Source organism: Bradyrhizobium sp. MV1.5, from assembly GCF_055807615.1.
In genome coordinates this window covers 116,388-133,420 of record NZ_JBVVPL010000003.1, presented here as the reverse complement: position 1 = coordinate 133,420, position 17,033 = coordinate 116,388, and the positions used below count along the sequence as shown (strand labels likewise).

The 17,033-nt window shown below is 64.8% G+C and carries 18 protein-coding genes; 9 read left to right on the top strand and 9 right to left on the bottom strand.

What is annotated here, in order from left to right:
* Nucleotides 1-48 precede the first annotated feature (48 nt).
* A complete protein-coding gene (gene tlpA, locus AC0L2J_RS04280; RefSeq protein ID WP_473387398.1) occupies nt 49-750 on the top strand; it encodes a thiol:disulfide interchange protein TlpA in 702 nt (233 codons plus the stop codon).
* 11 nt (nt 751-761) lie between these two features.
* On the opposite strand, the gene AC0L2J_RS04275 is transcribed toward tlpA, so the two are convergent.
* The 6 genes from AC0L2J_RS04275 to AC0L2J_RS04250 all read right to left on the bottom strand — a co-directional run bounded on the left by AC0L2J_RS04275 (nt 762) and on the right by AC0L2J_RS04250 (nt 4,816).
* Nucleotides 762-956 (bottom strand): putative motility protein, encoded by a 195-nt coding sequence (locus AC0L2J_RS04275; RefSeq protein ID WP_007597338.1) that lies wholly within the window; start codon nt 954-956, stop codon nt 762-764.
* A 199-nt stretch (nt 957-1,155) separates the two neighbouring features.
* On the bottom strand, nt 1,156-2,037 hold the full coding sequence (locus tag AC0L2J_RS04270; RefSeq protein ID WP_473387397.1) for a 3-hydroxybutyryl-CoA dehydrogenase: 882 nt from the start codon (nt 2,035-2,037) through the stop codon (nt 1,156-1,158).
* A gap of 191 nt (nt 2,038-2,228) precedes the next feature.
* Nucleotides 2,229-3,173 (bottom strand): electron transfer flavoprotein subunit alpha/FixB family protein, encoded by a 945-nt coding sequence (locus AC0L2J_RS04265; protein WP_085350745.1) that lies wholly within the window; start codon nt 3,171-3,173, stop codon nt 2,229-2,231.
* On the bottom strand, nt 3,173-3,922 hold the full coding sequence (locus AC0L2J_RS04260; RefSeq protein WP_473263825.1) for an electron transfer flavoprotein subunit beta/FixA family protein: 750 nt from the start codon (nt 3,920-3,922) through the stop codon (nt 3,173-3,175). Before AC0L2J_RS04260 ends, AC0L2J_RS04265 begins: the two co-directional genes overlap by 1 nt.
* 125 nt (nt 3,923-4,047) lie before the next feature.
* Nucleotides 4,048-4,620 (bottom strand): cob(I)yrinic acid a,c-diamide adenosyltransferase, encoded by a 573-nt coding sequence (locus tag AC0L2J_RS04255; protein WP_473387395.1) that lies wholly within the window; start codon nt 4,618-4,620, stop codon nt 4,048-4,050.
* 1 nt (nt 4,621) lies between these two features.
* Nucleotides 4,622-4,816 carry a twin transmembrane helix small protein gene (locus tag AC0L2J_RS04250; protein WP_035974492.1) on the bottom strand — a complete coding sequence of 65 codons (195 nt, stop codon included), beginning with the start codon at nt 4,814-4,816 and terminating at the stop codon, nt 4,622-4,624.
* Between the two features lie 204 nt (nt 4,817-5,020).
* On the opposite strand from AC0L2J_RS04250, the gene AC0L2J_RS04245 reads away from it, so the two are divergent.
* Nucleotides 5,021-5,914 carry a YihY/virulence factor BrkB family protein gene (locus AC0L2J_RS04245; RefSeq protein ID WP_007615318.1) on the top strand — a complete coding sequence of 298 codons (894 nt, stop codon included), beginning with the start codon at nt 5,021-5,023 and terminating at the stop codon, nt 5,912-5,914.
* Here the strand turns inward: AC0L2J_RS04245 and AC0L2J_RS04240 are convergent.
* Together AC0L2J_RS04240 and gluQRS are read right to left on the bottom strand one after the other, a co-directional pair.
* Nucleotides 5,841-7,142 (bottom strand): ATP-binding protein, encoded by a 1,302-nt coding sequence (locus AC0L2J_RS04240; RefSeq protein ID WP_007615319.1) that lies wholly within the window; start codon nt 7,140-7,142, stop codon nt 5,841-5,843. The two genes, AC0L2J_RS04245 and AC0L2J_RS04240, sit on opposite strands and share 74 nt — an antisense overlap.
* A 103-nt stretch (nt 7,143-7,245) precedes the next feature.
* On the bottom strand, nt 7,246-8,118 hold the full coding sequence (gene gluQRS, locus AC0L2J_RS04235; RefSeq protein ID WP_473387392.1) for a tRNA glutamyl-Q(34) synthetase GluQRS: 873 nt from the start codon (nt 8,116-8,118) through the stop codon (nt 7,246-7,248).
* A 161-nt stretch (nt 8,119-8,279) separates the two neighbouring features.
* Between gluQRS and AC0L2J_RS04230 the strand changes: the two genes are divergently transcribed.
* A complete protein-coding gene (locus AC0L2J_RS04230; RefSeq protein ID WP_473387391.1) occupies nt 8,280-8,933 on the top strand; it encodes a DNA-3-methyladenine glycosylase family protein in 654 nt (217 codons plus the stop codon).
* Here AC0L2J_RS04230 and AC0L2J_RS04225 read toward each other — a convergent pair.
* A complete protein-coding gene (locus tag AC0L2J_RS04225; protein WP_473387389.1) occupies nt 8,930-9,817 on the bottom strand; it encodes a LysR family transcriptional regulator in 888 nt (295 codons plus the stop codon). The genes AC0L2J_RS04230 and AC0L2J_RS04225 overlap by 4 nt on opposite strands.
* Nucleotides 9,818-9,992: 175 nt before the next feature.
* Between AC0L2J_RS04225 and AC0L2J_RS04220 the strand changes: the two genes are divergently transcribed.
* From AC0L2J_RS04220 to AC0L2J_RS04195, 6 genes are all read left to right on the top strand, one after another.
* Nucleotides 9,993-10,967: an NAD(P)H-dependent flavin oxidoreductase gene (locus AC0L2J_RS04220; protein WP_007615323.1), complete on the top strand. Its 975-nt coding sequence runs from the start codon at nt 9,993-9,995 to the stop codon at nt 10,965-10,967.
* A 33-nt stretch (nt 10,968-11,000) separates the two neighbouring features.
* Nucleotides 11,001-12,185 carry an ABC transporter substrate-binding protein gene (locus AC0L2J_RS04215; protein ID WP_473387386.1) on the top strand — a complete coding sequence of 395 codons (1,185 nt, stop codon included), beginning with the start codon at nt 11,001-11,003 and terminating at the stop codon, nt 12,183-12,185.
* A gap of 22 nt (nt 12,186-12,207) precedes the next feature.
* Nucleotides 12,208-13,716 (top strand): acyl-CoA synthetase, encoded by a 1,509-nt coding sequence (locus tag AC0L2J_RS04210; RefSeq protein ID WP_473387384.1) that lies wholly within the window; start codon nt 12,208-12,210, stop codon nt 13,714-13,716.
* A gap of 223 nt (nt 13,717-13,939) precedes the next feature.
* A complete protein-coding gene (locus AC0L2J_RS04205; RefSeq protein WP_007615326.1) occupies nt 13,940-14,260 on the top strand; it encodes a PepSY domain-containing protein in 321 nt (106 codons plus the stop codon).
* Between the two features lie 12 nt (nt 14,261-14,272).
* Nucleotides 14,273-14,905: a hypothetical protein gene (locus AC0L2J_RS04200; RefSeq protein ID WP_473387382.1), complete on the top strand. Its 633-nt coding sequence runs from the start codon at nt 14,273-14,275 to the stop codon at nt 14,903-14,905.
* A gap of 232 nt (nt 14,906-15,137) precedes the next feature.
* A complete protein-coding gene (locus AC0L2J_RS04195; protein WP_473387380.1) occupies nt 15,138-16,898 on the top strand; it encodes a flavin-containing monooxygenase in 1,761 nt (586 codons plus the stop codon).
* Nucleotides 16,899-17,033: the final 135 nt, after the last annotated feature.

Here is a 17,033-nt window from a genome sequence, read left to right as displayed (position 1 = left end):
GGCTGCCAGCCGTATTAAGAGGCCTCTGATAGCCATATCTGCGACCGGATGACAAACAATATGCTCGACCCCAACGACAGGCTCGACCAAACGCAAGCGCGGTCGACCACGCGCCGTATCCCCGTCGTCATCGCTACCGTCGTGGTCGGGGGCCTGGCTGGCTTTGCCGCGCTATACGGGCTGGGCCTGGGCCGGCCCCCATCCGGCGATCCCGCCTGCCGGGCCGCGGTAAACACCGCACAGAAGATCGCCCCGCTCGCCCATGGCGAGGTGGCGGCGCTAACCATGGCGACCGCACCGCTAAAGCTGCCGGACCTGGCCTTCGAGGACGCCGACGGCAAGCCGAAGAAGCTGTCGGATTTCCGCGGCAAGACGCTGCTGGTGAACCTCTGGGCCACCTGGTGCGTGCCCTGCCGCAAGGAAATGCCGGCGCTCGACGAGCTCCAGGGCAAGCTTTCGGGCCCGAATTTCGAGGTCGTGGCGATCAATATCGACACCCGCGACCCCGAAAAGCCCAAGACGTTCCTGAAAGAGGCCAATCTTATCAGGCTCGGCTATTTCAATGATCAGAAAGCCAAGGTTTTTCAGGATCTTAAGGCGATAGGCCGGGCTTTGGGCATGCCCACCTCGGTGCTGGTCGATCCGCAAGGCTGCGAGATCGCGACGATCGCAGGGCCGGCGGAATGGGCGAGCGAGGATGCGCTCAAGCTGATCCGGGCTGCGACAGGTAAAGCCGCCGCGTCGTTCTAGCCGATGATGTTTTAGGCGGTGACGTTGATGTTGCCGCCGACGCCGGCGCCGACATTGGCGAGCGAGGGCTGTCCGGCGCCGAGCAGCGTCAGGACGGTGGATTTCTCCGCATCCGCGTTCTGCTTCATCAGCGTCGCCGAGATATTCGACTGCAGCGCGCCTTGCTGAGAGGCCAGCATGCTGCTGACCATCGCCATCATGTCCATTACGCAAACCCTCGTACCGCGCGTAACCTAGAGGCGAGCGGTTAACCGGACATGAAAGGTAGGCTTGCTCCGGACGCGGCGCGGCACGAAGTGACGCACCGCAGAGCCGGGACCCATGCTTCAGCCTGCACGAGGCTTCTGGGCCCGGCTCTGCTGCGCATCGCTAACGCGCTGTGCAGCGTCCGTGGCACGAGACAGCTTATCTCGTCGGAACCGGCTTGGCGCCACGGTAGTCGTAAAAACCGCGCTGGGTCTTGCGACCGAGCCAGCCTGCTTCGACGTATTTCACCAGCAGCGGGCACGGGCGGTACTTGGAGTCGGCGAGACCTTCATGCAGCACCTGCATGATCGACAAGCAGGTATCGAGACCGATGAAATCGGCGAGCTCCAGCGGGCCCATCGGATGGTGCGCCCCGAGCTTCATCGCCGCGTCGATCGCCTCGACGTTGCCCACGCCTTCGTACAGCGTGTAAATCGCCTCGTTGATCATCGGCAGCAGGATGCGGTTGACGATGAAGGCCGGGAAATCCTCGGAGACCGCGACCTGTTTGCCGAGCTTGCCGACGAATTCCTTTGACGCCTCGAAGGTCTGGTCGTCGGTGGCGATGCCGCGGATCAGCTCCACCAGCTCCATCAGCGGCACCGGATTCATGAAGTGAATGCCGATGAAGCGTTCGGGCCGATCCGTGGCGGCGGCGAGCCGCGTGATCGAGATCGAGGAAGTATCGGAGGCAACGATCGCCTCCGGCTTCAACACGGCGCAGAGCTCGTGGAAAATCTTGCGCTTGACCTCTTCTTTCTCGACCGCGGTCTCGATCACGAGATCGCAGTCCGCGAGATCGTCCAGCTTCTCGCCGGCCACGATACGCGCCATCGCCTTGGCTTTGTCGTCCTCGCTGACGGCCTTTTTGGAGACCTGGCGCGTCAAATTGCCGTTGATCGTGGCCATGCCTGACTTGAGGCGGTCGGTCGAAATGTCGTTGAGCACCACGTCGAAGCCGGCCAACGCAGCGACATGCGCGATGCCATTGCCCATCTGCCCCGCGCCGATCACGCCGACCTTCTTGATTACTGCCGCCATAATGTCATCCACCGGAACGGCGCGCTATCAACCGCGCCTGCCTATCCCCCGAGCCGGGAGATCCGATTTAATCAGAACCCGGCCTCGAAACCTAGATTGGATCGCTTCGAAGGCGTGTCCCGCGCCAAAGAAAACGCCTCAAAAAGCAACACCGGCCGGAGTTTATGGCTCCGGCCGGTGTTTTAGCGCGTTTACTTGCCGAGCTTGCCGAGTTCGGCCGTCAGCTCCGGAACCGCCTGGTAGAGGTCGGCGACCAGGCCGTAATCGGCGACCTGGAAGATCGGCGCGTCCTCGTCCTTGTTGATCGCGACGATCACCTTGGAGTCCTTCATGCCGGCCAGATGCTGGATCGCGCCGGAAATGCCGACGGCGACATAGAGCTCGGGGGCCACGACCTTGCCGGTCTGGCCGACCTGCCAGTCGTTCGGCGCATAGCCCGCATCCACCGCGGCACGCGAAGCGCCGACACCGGCGCCGAGCTTGTCGGCGAGCGGCTCGATGTACTTTGCGAAATTCTCGCGGCTCTGCATGGCGCGGCCACCGGAGACGATGATCTTGGCCGAGGTCAGTTCGGGACGGTCGCTCTTTGCGACTTCCTCGCCGACAAAGGACGACAGGCCCGGATCGGCCGCCGCCGCGACGCTCTCGACCGACGCGCTGCCGCCTTCACCCGCTGCGGCGAAGGTGGAGGTGCGCACCGTGATGACCTTCTTGGCGTCCTTCGACTTCACCGTCTGGATGGCGTTGCCGGCGTAGATCGGGCGCTCATAGGTGTCGGGGGCGATCACCTTGGTGATCTCCGAGACCTGCATGACGTCGAGCAGGGCCGCGACGCGCGGCATCACGTTCTTGAAGCGCGAGGTCGCGGGCGCGACGATGGCGTCATAGGACGGCGCCAGCGAGACGATCAGCGCGGCCAGTGGCTCGGCCAGATCGTGCGCGTAAAGCGCGCCGTCGGCGAGCAGCACCTTCTTCACACCGGCGAGCTTTGCCGCGGCGTCCGCCGCGGCCTTGGCGTTCTCGCCGGCCACCAGAACCTCGACGTCCGCGCCGAGCGCGGCCGCTGCGGTCAGGGCCTTGTTGGTCGCATCCTTGAGCGACGCATTGTCGTGTTCGGCAATCAGAAGCGTCGTCATCAGAGCACCCCGGCTTCGTTCTTGAGTTTCGACACCAGTTCGGCGACGTCCTTGACCTTGACGCCCGCCTTGCGGCCCGCCGGCTCGGTCGTGTTGAGGACCTCGAGGCGGGGGGTGGGGTCGACGCCGTAATCGGCCACGGTCTTGTCCGCAATCGGCTTCTTTTTGGCCTTCATGATGTTCGGCAGCGAGGCATAGCGCGGCTCGTTGAGACGGAGATCGGTGGTGACGATCGCCGGTCCCTTCAGCTTCACGGTCTGCAAGCCGCCGTCGACTTCGCGGGTGACCTTGAAGTCGCTGCCTTCGACCTCGAGCTTCGAGGCGAAGGTCGCCTGCGACCAGCCGAGCAGCGCGGCCAGCATCTGGCCGGTCTGATTGCTGTCGTCGTCGATCGCCTGCTTGCCGAGAATGATCAGGCCCGGCTGCTCTTCGTCCGCAATCTTCTTCAGGATCTTGGCGACGGCGAGCGGCTCGACCGCACCCTCGGCCTTCACCAGGATGCCGCGATCGGCACCCATGGCGAGACCGGTGCGGATCGTTTCCGACGCCTGCGCCGGTCCGATGGAGACCACCACGACTTCGGTCGCCTTGCCGGCTTCCTTCAGGCGCAGCGCTTCTTCGACAGCAATTTCGTCGAACGGGTTCATCGACATTTTGACGTTGGCGAGTTCAACACCCGATCCATCGCTCTTGACGCGGACCTTGACGTTGTAATCGACCACCCGCTTTACCGGCACCAAGACCTTCATCGATCCTCTTTCACTCAATCTGGGAGGGGGTTTATCAACTGGCGCGGAACCTAAAGGCCTGATCCGGCCCGGTCAACGCGCGAAGGGGTGTAATTTTGGCGCTCAGAAATGCGCGGCCCAATGGGTCAGCGATTCTGGCCCGGAACCCAGAGCACGTCGCCGGCGCCGTCATCGTTACTGGTGCGGCTGGCCACGAACAGGAAGTCCGACAGGCGATTCATATACTGAATGCCAGCGGCACCGACAGGCTCTTCCGGCCGGGCCGCCAGTTCCACCATCACGCGTTCCGCCCTGCGGCAAATCGTACGGGCGACATGGAGGTAGGCGGCGGCGGGCGAGCCGCCCGGCAGCACGAACGAGGTCAATGGCGCCAGCTTGTCGTTGAGCGCGTCGATGTCGCGCTCGAGCCGCTCGACCTGGCTCGCCACCACCCGCAGCCGCTCCGCCTTGCCCTCACGTTCGGGCACCGCGAGGTCCGCGCCGAGGTCGAACAGATCGTTCTGGATGCGGCCAAGCATCGCGTCGAGCTCGGGTGCATCCCTGGTGTGAAGGCGGACCACGCCGATCGCGGCATTGGTCTCGTCGACCGTGCCATAGGCCTCGATGCGCAGATCGTATTTCGGCCGGCGCTCGCCCGAGCCGAGCGCTGTCGTGCCGTCGTCCCCGGTTTTCGTATAGATGCGGTTGAGCACGACCATGTTAACGCCCCATCGCCCACACGGCGACCATCGCGATGACGATCGCCACGAACTGAAGCAGCACGCGCCAGCGCATCAGCTTCTGCGAGGTGTTGGGCGAGCCGCCGCGCATCATGTTGATGAGACCGAGCAGCAGCACCAACGCCACGGCGCCGGCCGCGATCGGCAGGATGAAAGTACTCAGGAGGGATGCCATCCGAGGGTAGATAACACCCTGCGCGCCGGTCCGCCATGGCGTTCCCGATCTGGCTTTTAAGCCAATAATATCAGAAGCTAGCTGGATGAATTTGGATTTGCGCGAACTGCCCATCCTCTTCGCCTCTCCCCGCTTGCGGGAAGAGGCCGGAATGCGCTTCCCGCGTGCGGGAAGAGGGCGTGGCAACAGCTGTGCAGGTGCCGCGTGAAGGCAATCCGCACCATCTACGTCGTCGTGATGGACGCGTTCTACACGTTCCTGGCCGACGATGGCTGGGCGATCGCGAGCCACATCGCGCTGTCGACGCTGATGGCGCTGTTCCCGTTCCTGATCGTGCTGACCTCGCTCGCCGGCTTCTTCGGCTCCAAGGAACTCGCCGATCAGGCGGCCAGCCTGATGCTCCAGGTCTGGCCCAAGCAGGTCGCGGATTCGATCTCGGGGGAAGTCCACGACGTGCTGACCACGACCCGCACCGGCCTATTCACCATCGGTGCGGTGCTGTCGGTCTACTTCGCCTCCAACGGCGTCGAGGCGCTGCGGGTCGCGCTCAACCGCGCCTATGCGGTCGTGGAGATGCGGCCCTGGTACTGGCTACGGCTGGAATCGATCGCATACACGCTGATTGCGGCCTTCACCGCGCTCGCCATGGCATTCCTGATCGTGCTCGGGCCGCTGCTCATCGAGGCCGCGCGTGCGCACATTCCGCTGTTCGTTGAATCCAACGAGAGGATTCTCACCTGGCTGCGCTACGGCATCACCGTCGCCGCGTTGGTGGTGGCGCTGATCATCCTGCATACCTGGCTGCCGGCGGGACGGCGCCGGTTCCTCCAGATCCTGCCCGGCATCGTCTTCACCATCGTGGCGTCGCTGATCTCGGGCATCGTCTTCGGCCAGTACCTCGCGCGCTTCGCCAACAATTACGTGACGATGTATGCCGGGCTCGCCTCGGTGATCATCGCGCTGGTGTTCCTCTACTTCATCGCCGCGATCTTCGTTTTCGGCGGCGAGCTCAACGCCGCGATCATCAAGTCGCGGCTTCCTCACGGCGTGTCGCTGCAAGCAGCGCAGTCGCTAGCGCCCGCGGAGACACAGGCTTGACCAGAAAGGCGTCGGCGCCGGCCTCGCGTGAGGCGACTTCGTCTTCGCCGCGACCTGACACCCCGATGATGGGGATCTGAGCCAACGGCGTCGCCATGGTGCGGATCCGCCTGATCGCCTCGACGCCATTGATGCCCGGCAGCACCATATCCATCAGCACCGCGTCGAAGGCGCCCTGCGCGAGCCGGTTCACCGCGTCCTCGCCGCGCCCGATGAACTCGGCATGATGGCCGAGCTCGGTCAGGATGGTGTTGAGCACGACGCGGCCGAACGGATTGTCCTCGACGCTGAGCAAGCGCAGCGCCGGGACTGCATCCATCCCGGCTTCGCGCTTCGCCCTGCTGGACTTGCCCGATCCCGTGGCATCCACAGACACCGTCAACGTGAAGGTGGCGCCGCCGCCGGGCCGGGGGGCGACCGTAATGTCGCCGCCCATCGCGCGCGCCAGCTGCTTCACCGACGAGAGGCCCAGGCCGGCGCCGCCGAAGCGCGAGGCGATGGTGACATTGGCCTGGGTAAACGGCCGGAACAGCCGCTTGATCTCGGCCATGGTGAGGCCGATGCCGCTGTCGGACACGGCGAAGGCGACGCCGATGCTGCCTTTACCCTTTGCTTTGCCTTTGCTCTTGGTCTTGTCCTTGCTCTTGACGGAACGCCAAGGCGCGACCGTGAGCGCCACGCCACCGTGCTCGGTGAATTTCACGGCATTGTCGATCAGGTTCTCGAGCGCGGCGCGCAGGCGGACGGGATCACCGACCACCAGCCCCGGCAGCTTCTCCGAGATATCGACCTTGGCCTGGAGACCCTTGGCCGCGGCGCGACCGGCCAGCGAATCGCCGGCGTTGCGGGCAAGAGTCCGCAGGTCGAACAAATCCTGCCGCAGCGTGCTTCCACCCCCGCCCCCCTTCCCGACGCCCTTGCCGGTTCTGGCGGCATCGACGAACAGGGTGGCGAGGTTCGCCAGATGCTCGGCCCCGGCCTTGATCGTGTCGGCCCAGCGTCTTTCCCGTTCGCCGAGATCCGACGTCGCGAGCAGGTCGCTGATCGCGAGAATGCCGGTCAGGGGAGTGCGGACCTCATGGGCAAAGGCGGCAAGCGCGGCCTGGACGACGTCCGGCTCGACCCGCTTGGTGCTGCGCTTGCCCAACCGGGCGGTCGGCCCGGAGCGCTTCCGAGCCACTCGCTTGGACGTCCCCGTAGTGCGCGCTGCGCGCGTTTTCGCCGCCATAACTCCCCTTCGAAGTATCCCCTTCGAACCCGGGCCGTGAGGCGAGCATGGCACGGCGGAACACCCGGAGTCACGGTAGCGTTTGGCTAACCCCCAGAGAAACTTAACCTAATCCCACCAGCTGGCGGATACCGGCCGGCGTGGCGCCGGCAGCGCGCAATTCACGCAGGCCGGTCGAGTTGGTTGATTTCGACAGCTTCCGCCCGGCCTCGTCGCGAAGTAGCCCATGGTGGCGGTAGTCGGGTTCGGGCAGGCGGAGCAGATCCTGGAGCAAACGATGGACCGAGGTGGCGTGGAACAGGTCCTGGCCCCGTACGATCTCGCTGATGTCCTGGAGCGCATCGTCGACAACGACGGACAGATGATAACTGGTCGGCGTCTCCTTGCGGGCCAGAATGACGTCGCCCCAGGCTTCTGGCCGCGCCGGGACGACACCACGCTCACCATCGGGCCCCTCGCCCAGTTCGGTCCAGCTCAGGCCGGCGGCGCGGCGGCAGGCCGCCGCCATGTCGAGCCGAAGCGCATAAGGCGCGCCGGTGTCGATGAGGCGGTCGCGCTCGTCGGCGGACAGCGATCTGGCGTCGCCGGGATAGAGCGGCGCGCCGTCGGGATCGCGCGGCCACGGCCCATCCGCTTCACGCGCCGTAACCAGCCTTGCAATCTCGGCGCGGCTTTCGAAGGCTGGATAGACCAGGCCGAGCGCCGAGAGCCTGTCCAGCGCCGCCCGATACGCGTCGAGATGCTCCGACTGCCGCCGCACCGGCGTCTCCCAGGCAATGCCGAGCCAAGCTAGGTCTTCGTCAATCGCTGCCTCATACTCCGGCCGGCAACGCGTCGCGTCGATATCCTCAATGCGGAGCAGCAACCGCCCGGCGGTCTCGCGCGCCCGGTCGGAATTCAACAGCGCTGAATAGGCGTGGCCAAGGTGCAGGTAGCCGTTCGGACTCGGGGCAAATCGGAAAACGGGTGGCGACATGCTTCGGAACTCATCATGGCCAGGCTTCACCGTCACGGTTGTCATTCCGGGGCGGTTCGCAGGACCGAACCCGGAATCTCGAGATTCCGGGCTCGCCCCGGAATGACCGAGTAAGATATTCGGTACGCGGTCAAGCCCGCGCATGACAAGTTGAGCAAGCCATGACCATCCACCTCGAAACCCAATCCGATCTCGAAGAGGCCGTCCACGTGCTGGTCAAGCGTGATCCGCGCCTGAAGCCCGTACTAGCGACGGCCGGCATGCCGGCATTGCGGCGGCGCGAGCCGGGCTTTGCGGGGCTTGCGCATATCGTCTGCGGGCAACAGCTCTCGACCGCCAGCGCCGCGGCGATCTGGGGACGGCTGTCGGCTGCCTTCGATCCGTTCGACCATGACGCGGTGCGACGCGCGCGCACCGACCGGCTGGGGCGGCTCGGCCTGTCCGCCGCAAAGATCAAGACGCTGAAACATCTCGCGCGCGAGATCACCGCAGAGCGGCTGAACCTCGACGTGCTCGCCGAAGAAGACGCCGATGCCGCGCATCACACGCTGATCGCACTGCCAGGCATCGGACCGTGGACGGCGGACGTCTATCTGCTGTTCTGCCTCGGCCATGGCGACGCCTGGCCGGCCGGCGACCTCGCTGTGCAGGAGGGGATCAAGATTGGCCTCGGCTTGCAGGCGCGGCCGACGGAGAAGCAGATGGCGCCGCTCGCCGAACCCTGGCGCCCCCTGCGCGGCGCGGCGGCACATCTGTGGTGGAGCTATTATCGCGCGGTGAAAAAGCGCGAAGGCGTCATCGCCGGATCAGCTTAGCCCCGCAACCTGACGCGATCGGTCCGGGCGCAATCGGCGACGAAGTCGATGACGGCCCGCACCGCCGGCAGTTCGACGAGGTCGGGATGGGCGAGCAGCCACAGGTCCGCCACGCTGGCGAGCTTCTGCGGCGCGACACGCACGAGATCGGGATAGCTTTCGGCGACAAAGCACGACAGCGCGGAGATTCCGAGTCCGGCGCGGACCGCTGCCAGCATGTCGCCCTGGGACGAGCAGCGCATCACCACCCTGGCCTGACGCGTGACGACGTCGCTCCAGCGCGCAAGCTGGACGTTGGAGGTCTGGTCGGCGAAACCGATGATGCTGTGCCCCTTCCACTCGCCGCGCCGTTCCGGCAAGGACCGCCCGCCCACGTACTCCCGCGAGGCGTAGAATCCCGTGCCGAGACGGCCGATCTTGCGGCCGACCAGATTTTCCTCGCCGCTGTCGAAGGGCCGCAGCACCACATCCGCCTCGCGCCGGCGCACGCTCGCCGGAAACGGATGGGTGATGATCTCGAGCTGGACGTGATCATGCGCGCGCAGGAAAGCAGGCAGGCGCGGCATCAGCCAATGCGAGGCCAGCGTCGCGCCGATCGACAGCTTGACGGTCCCGCGCGCCTTGTGCCCTCCGGCCGAGACGGCCGTCTCCGCCCGCAGCGCGGCCGCCGCCATCGCCTCGGCGTGCTCGCGCAGTGTCCGTCCATCCGCGGTCAGCGCCAGGCCGTCGGCGGCGCGCGCCACCAGCCTGGTACCGAGCTGGGCTTCCAGCGCCGCGATCTTGCGGCTGACAGTGGGATGGCTGCTGTGCAGCCGGCGTGCCGCGCCGGTGAAGCTGCCGGTATCGGCCACGGCGACGAAGGTCTTGCAAAGGTCCCAGTCCATGCGCGGCCTCTGTCCAAATCTGAATAGTCATCCGTTCAATATTGAACGATCGGAGGCCGCACTCCAACCCTATAATGGCGTCAAATGAAACATGGGCGGCAACTCGCCCGCGACGATCAACAGGGAAACGCCTCGTCATCCGCCTGCCGGCGGGCTGCGTTTTCGGGAGGACATCATGGCGCTGCCCGCTCTCTTGAAGGATTCGCTCGAGCTGCCCGTGGTCGGCTCGCCGCTCTTCCTCGTCTCCGGCCCCGAGCTGGTGATCGCCCAGTGCAAGGCCGGCGTGGTCGGCTCGTTTCCGGCGCTCAATGCCCGTCCGGTCGAAAAGCTCGACGAGTGGCTGAGCCGCATCGAGGACGAACTCGGCGAATACAAATCGCGCAATCCCGGCAAGAAGGTCGCGCCCTACGCCGTCAACCAGATCTGCCACGCCTCCAACGACCGGCTGATGAAGGACATGGAGACCTGTGTGAAGCACAGGGCGCCCATCATCATCACCTCGCTGCGCCCGCCCGCCGAAATCGTCGAGGCCGCGCATTCCTACGGCGGCCTCGTGTTCCACGACGTCATCAACGTCAAGCACGCGCGCAAGGCGGCCGAGCAAGGCGTCGACGGCCTGATCCTGGTCTGCGCCGGCGCTGGAGGACATGCAGGAACGCTCTCGCCTTTCGCGCTGGTACGTGAGGTCAAGCAATGGTTCGACGGCGCGATCCTGCTGTCGGGCGCAATCAGCGACGGCTTCGCAATCGCCTCCGCACTGACGCTCGGCGCCGACCTCGCCTATATGGGCACGCGCTTCATCGCGACGAAGGAAGCCAACGCTGACGAAGCCTACAAGTCCGCCCTGACACAGCACGCCGCGCACGACATCGTCTACACCAACCTCTTCACCGGCGTGCATGGCAACTATCTCGGCCCATCGATCGCCGCCGCCGGGCTCGATCCGGACAACCTGCCGGCGGCCGACAAGACGAAGATGAACTTCGGCTCCGGCGGCAACATGAAGTCCAAGGCGTGGCGCGACATCTGGGGCTCGGGCCAGGGCATCGGCCAGATCGCCGACGCGCCGCCGGTCGCCGAGCTCGTCGATCGGATGAAACGGGAATTCGACCAGGCCCGGCAGGATTTCCTGATGCGCGCCAGCGCCTAAAGGCTCGGACCGACAACAAAACGGGAGGACACCATGAAGCTGGCAGCCGCACTGATCGGCATGTCGTTGCTGACGCTCGCTGGCGGCAGCGCCCATGCCCAAGGCAGCGACGAGATTCGCATCGGGCAGACCCTGCCCTACAGCGGTCCGGCCTCCGGTTTCGGCACAATCGGACGAACGCAGGAAGCGTTCTTCGAAAAGGTCAATGCCGAAGGCGGCATCAACGGCCGCAAGATCAAGTTCATCACGCTGGACGACGCCTATTCGCCGCCGAAGACCGTCGAGCAGACCCGCAAGCTGGTGGAGCAAGAGGAGGTGCTGATGATGTTCGGCTCGCTCGGCACCGCCACCAACAGCGCCGTGCAGCGCTATCTCAACGCCAAGAAAGTGCCGCAGCTATTCGTGCTCTCCGGCGCCACCAAATGGGCCGATCCACAGAAGAACCCGTGGACGATGCCGGGCATGGCGGCCTACGAGTCCGAGGGCGTGGTCTATGCCAAATATATTTTGCAGACCAAGCCGGATGCCAGGATCGCGATCCTGTCGCAGAACGACGATTTCGGCCGCGACTATGTCGCGGGGTTCAAGCGCGCGCTCGGGACCAAGGCCGCAAGCATGATCGTGGCGGAAGCAAGCTATGAGACCAGCGCGCCGACGATCAGTTCGCAGCTCTCGACGCTGAAAGCGTCAGGCGCCAACGTGCTGTTCGGCGTCGTGCTCGGAAAATTCACCTCGCAGATGGTCAAGGGCGTGGCCGAGATCGGCTGGAAGCCGGAGCTGTTCTTCGTGCCGACCTCGGCGTCCTCGATCTCGTTTCTGGAGCCGGCGGGCCTCGACAACGCGGTCGGCCTGATCTCGTCGAGCAACCAGAAGGACACGATGGACCCGCAATGGGCCGACGATCCCGGCGTGAAGGAATACTTCGCCTTCATGAAGCGCTACATGCCGACCGCGGACCTCTCCAACTCCAACTACGCCGCGGGCTATCACTATGCCACGCTGCTGATGACGGTGCTGAAAGCGTGCAAGGATGATGTCAGCCGCGACAACATCATGCGCCAGGCGGCCTCGTTGAAGGATGTGAAGTTGCCGCTGCTGCTGCCGGGAATGGCTGTTACGACCGGTCCCGACGACTATCTGCCGTTCCAGCAGCTTCAGCTCCGGCGCTTCAATGGCAAGAGCTGGGTCGGCTTCGGCGACGTGCTGGATGATCGCTAGACGAGCGGGATGAGGAGACGCCATGATCATCAGCGGCGAACGCCAGATCAGCTATGACGACATCCGGGCCCGGATCAGGCGGGCGATGAGCGGCTTCCGCGCGCTGGGGCTTGCCGAGGCCGCGCCGGTCGCGATGATGCTGCGCAACGATTTCGCCCTGTTCGAGGTGGTTGCGGCCTCGGCCGCGCTGGGCAGTCCGGTGGTGCCGATCAACTGGCATTTGAAGGCCGAGGAGGTCCGTTACATCCTGGCTGACAGTGGGGCGAAGGTCCTCGTCTGCCATGCTGATTTGCTGCCGCAGATCCGCGACGGCGTACCGGCGGATGTCCTTCTCCTGGTCGTCGCGACGCCGCCCGAATTCGCAGCGACCTTCTCGATCCCTCCAGAACTGACCGAGATCCCGGTGGGACTGACCGATTGGGACCGCTGGCGCGACGACCATCCGCAAGCGCAGGAGCCGCCGCGGCGGGCCGCAGCGATGATCTATACATCGGGCACCACGGGCATGCCGAAGGGCGTGCGGCGCATGCCGATGCAGCCCGAACAGGCGGCTGCCTCGGAACGCGTGGGCGGGATCGCCTATGGCATCAAGCCGCGGGACAACCAAATCGTGCTGATCAACGGGCCGATGTATCACTCGGCGCCGCATTCCTACGGCATGTTGGCATTTCGAAGCAGTTGCACCATCATTCTCCAGGCGCGGTTCGATGCCGAGGAGCTGCTGGCGCTGATCGAGCGCCATCGCGTCACGCACATTCACATGGTACCGACCATGTTCGTCCGGCTGCTGCGGTTGCCCGAAGCGGTCAGACAACGCTACGACCTGTCGTCGCTGCGTTTCGTCGTGCACGGCGCCGCGCCCTGCCCGCCGGACGTCAAGCGCGCCATGATCGACTGGTGGGGGCCCGTCATCCACGAATATTTCGGCTCCACGGAGACCGGGATCCCGGTGTGGCACTCGGCCGAGGAAGCACTGAAGAAGCCTGGCACGGTCGGCCGCGCCATCGAAGGCGGCATCGTCAGGATCTTCCGCGATGACGGCAGCCCGTGCAGTGCCAATGAAGTCGGCGAAATCTACATGCGCCAGACGGCGGTGCCCGATTTCGACTATCACGGCAGGTCGCAGGCAAGGGCCGAGGCCGGCCGCGACGGCCTGGTCAGCGTCGGCGACGTCGGCTACCTCGACGAGGACGGCTATCTGTTCCTGTGCGACCGCAAGCGCGACATGGTGATCTCCGGGGGCGTCAACATCTATCCCGCAGAGATCGAGAACGCGCTGATCGGAATGCCCGGCGTGCGCGACTGTGCCGTGTTCGGCATCCCCGACGCGGAATTCGGCGAACGGCTGTGCGCCTTTGTCGAGCCTGAGGCGGATGCCGAGCTCTCGGCCGACGCCGTCCGATCGTTCCTGCGCGAGCGGCTTGCCAATTTCAAGGTGCCGAAGAACGTCGAATTCCGCGACGCGCTGCCGCGCGAGGCAACGGGAAAGATCTTCAAGCGCAAGCTGCGGGAGCCCTATTGGGCGACGTGAGCCGGGAGCTCACTTTCAGCCCATGATCGATGCCAGCCGAGCTTATCGAATACGAACTTCTCGCGCAAAGTGCAGACCGCATAAACGGGAAAGAGCGGCAATCGTTCCTGGATTCTTGAGAATTCGAGAACGTTGAATCCACGCGCTTCGATTTCCGAGCTGCCGCAACCAATTCGAATCTCGTCTGTTGTCGACCGGCACAATCACTGCCGGAGGATAAACTATGTCACGTTTAATTTCGCTCGCTGCGGCTGTCCTGCTGCTCGGATCAATGCCCGTAAGCGCACAGTCGCAAAAGGCACAAAGCGGCCCGGGCAACAACGCCGTCAACAGCTCTGATCACAACAACTCCAACGCACCCGTCGCGGGCCGCAACAGCTTCACCGAGGGACAGGCGAAGTCGAAGATCGAGGGCGCGGGCTATTCCAATGTTTCCGGACTGAAAAAGGACGATAACGGCGTCTGGCGCGGTAAGGCCGACAAGGCTGGGACCAAGGCGGACGTGAGCGTCGATTTTCAGGGCAACGTGAACCCGGCCAAGTAAGGAGGATAAAACATGACCACCACCATTTCTCGCCTTTATGACACCTATTCGGATGCGGAACGTGCGGTCAGGCGTCTGGAGGCCGCGGGCGTGCCGCACTCCGACATCAGCATCGTCGCGAACAATTCCGATAATTGGTACGGCTCCTCCTCCACCGGCAAGGTCGACCGCGACCGCGACGGCGTCGATGACCGCGCCGAAGGCGCCGGCACAGGCGCCGGCATCGGCGCTGGAATCGGAAGCGCGGCGGGCCTGCTTGCAGGACTCGGCTTGTTGGCTATTCCCGGACTCGGCCCGGTGGTTGCTGCCGGATGGCTGGCTTCGACGGCCGTTGGTGCCGCGGCCGGCGCCGCGACAGGCGGCATCGTCGGCGCGCTGACCGAAGCCGGCGTCTCCAAGGACGATGCGTCGCGCTACGCGGAGGGCGTCCGGCGCGGCGGAACGCTGGTATCGGCGCGGGTACCCGACCAGGACCGCACGCGTCTCGATGCCCTTCTGCACGAGAAGGCCGTGAACCTGCAGGAACGCAGCACCGCCTGGCAAAAGTCCGGCTGGAACGGCTTCGATGCCGCAAGCCCGCCACTGTCTCCTGACGATGTCGGCCGCGAGCGCGAGTTGTACGGCGCCGGGATGCGGGGCAGATAAGGCTCCACAAGCCAAACCAAAGCACGAGGAGGCTCCACTCAGGTGGAGCCTTTTTCGTCACACACTCCCGTTCGGCGAGCGTGGCGCGGGCATCACATAACGCTCACGGGCGCATTCCGCCTGAGCAGGGCCACATGCTTTCACTGACCGGGTAAAGCGCTTTCGATGACCCTCTTTCCAGTATAGCGTTCGACCTCAGAGGAAACGCCGCGAAGACGGCACGAGGTCGCGCATGCTGGACAGAACCAAGGATATTGCCGCATCCGCGCAAGCCTGGCTCGACGAATTCGAGCGCACGCTTGGCGCAGCTGATGGCGCTGGGCTGGATCGTCTTTTCCTTGCCGACAGTTACTGGCGCGATGTGCTGGCGCTGAGCTGGGCTCTGCAAACGCTTGCCGGCGGCGACTTGATCAAGCGGGGGCTGACAACGCTCGCGGCAAAGGCCGCGCCGAGCCATTTCAAGATCGCGCATAACCGGGCTCCGCCGCGCTGGATCACGCGTGCCGGGACCAACACGATCGAAGCGATCTTCAATTTCGAAACCGCACTGGGGCGCGGCAGCGGCATCGTCCGGCTCGTACCCGACGCCGCCGACGGCGACCGCCTGAAAGCGTGGACGCTCCTCACCGCGCTCGACGAACTCAAGGGCTTCGAGGAGCAGCTCGGCACCTCGCGGCCGCGCGGCCAGGCCTATTCGCGCGACTTCCGCGGACCGAACTGGCTCGACCTGCGCAACGCCTCGCGCGACTACGCTGATCGCGATCCTGCCGTGCTGGTGGTCGGCGGCGGCCAGGCCGGGCTCGCAATTGCGGCGCGGCTGAAGCAGTTGAAGATCGACACCCTGATCGTCGATCGCGAGGCACGGATCGGGGACAATTGGCGCAAGCGCTACCACGCGCTGACCCTGCACAACCAGGTGCAGGTCAATCATTTGCCCTACATGCCGTTTCCACCGAGCTGGCCGACCTATATCCCCAAGGACAAGCTCGCCAACTGGTTCGAAGCTTACGTCGACGCGATGGAGCTGAACTTCTGGACCGGCACCGAATTCGAGGGCGGCGCCTACGACGATGCGAAGGGCCACTGGGCCGTCACGTTGCGAGGCGCGGACGGTCGCAAACGGACCATGCACCCGCGCCATGTGGTGATGGCAACCGGCGTCAGCGGCATCGCAAATGTGCCTGTCATTCCGACCCTCGACAACTTCAAGGGCACGCTGCTGCATTCGAGCCGCTACGAGGACGGCGAAAACTGGACAGGCAAACGCGCCATCGTCATCGGCACCGGCAATAGCGGCCACGATATCGCGCAGGATCTTCACTCCAGTGGCGCCGAAGTGACGCTGGTGCAGCGCTCGCCGACGCTGGTCACCAATATCGAGCCGTCGGCACAACTTGCCTACGCCACCTACAACGAGGGTACGCTCGAGGACAACGATCTGATCGCGACCTCGATGCCGACGCCGCTCGCGAAGAAGACCCATGTGATGCTGACGGAGCAGTCGAAAGAACTCGACAAGGAGCTGCTCGAGGGATTGCGCAAAGTCGGCTTCAAGCTCGATTTCGGCGAGGCCGGGACCGGCTGGCAGTTCAAATACCTCACCCGCGGCGGCGGCTATTATTTCAACGTCGGCTGCTCCAACCTCGTCGTCGAGGGTGCGATCAAGCTCAGGCAGTTTTCCGACATCGAGGGCTTCGTCCCCGAGGGCGCGCGGATGAAGGACGGCACGACCGTTGCGGCCGAATTGATCGTGCTTTCGACCGGTTACAAGACGCAGGAATATCTGGTGCGGAGACTGTTCGGCGAGGGCGTCGCCGACCGGGTCGGCCCGATCTGGGGCTTTGGCGACGGCCTCGAGCTGCGCAATATGTACGTGCGCACCAGGCAGCCCGGCCTCTGGTTCATCGCCGGCAGCCTCGCGCAATGCCGGATCAACTCGAAATATCTCGCGCTCCAGATCAAGGCGATCGAGGAAAGGATTTTGGGGGCGTGAGGCGGGCGCAATTTGAGCCTCCTCGTCATTGCGAGCGCAGCGAAGCAATCCAGCGTCTTTCCGGGGAGACAGCCTGGATTGCTTCGCTGCGCTCGCAATGACAATGTGGAGACGATCGCGCACCGCCGACACGAA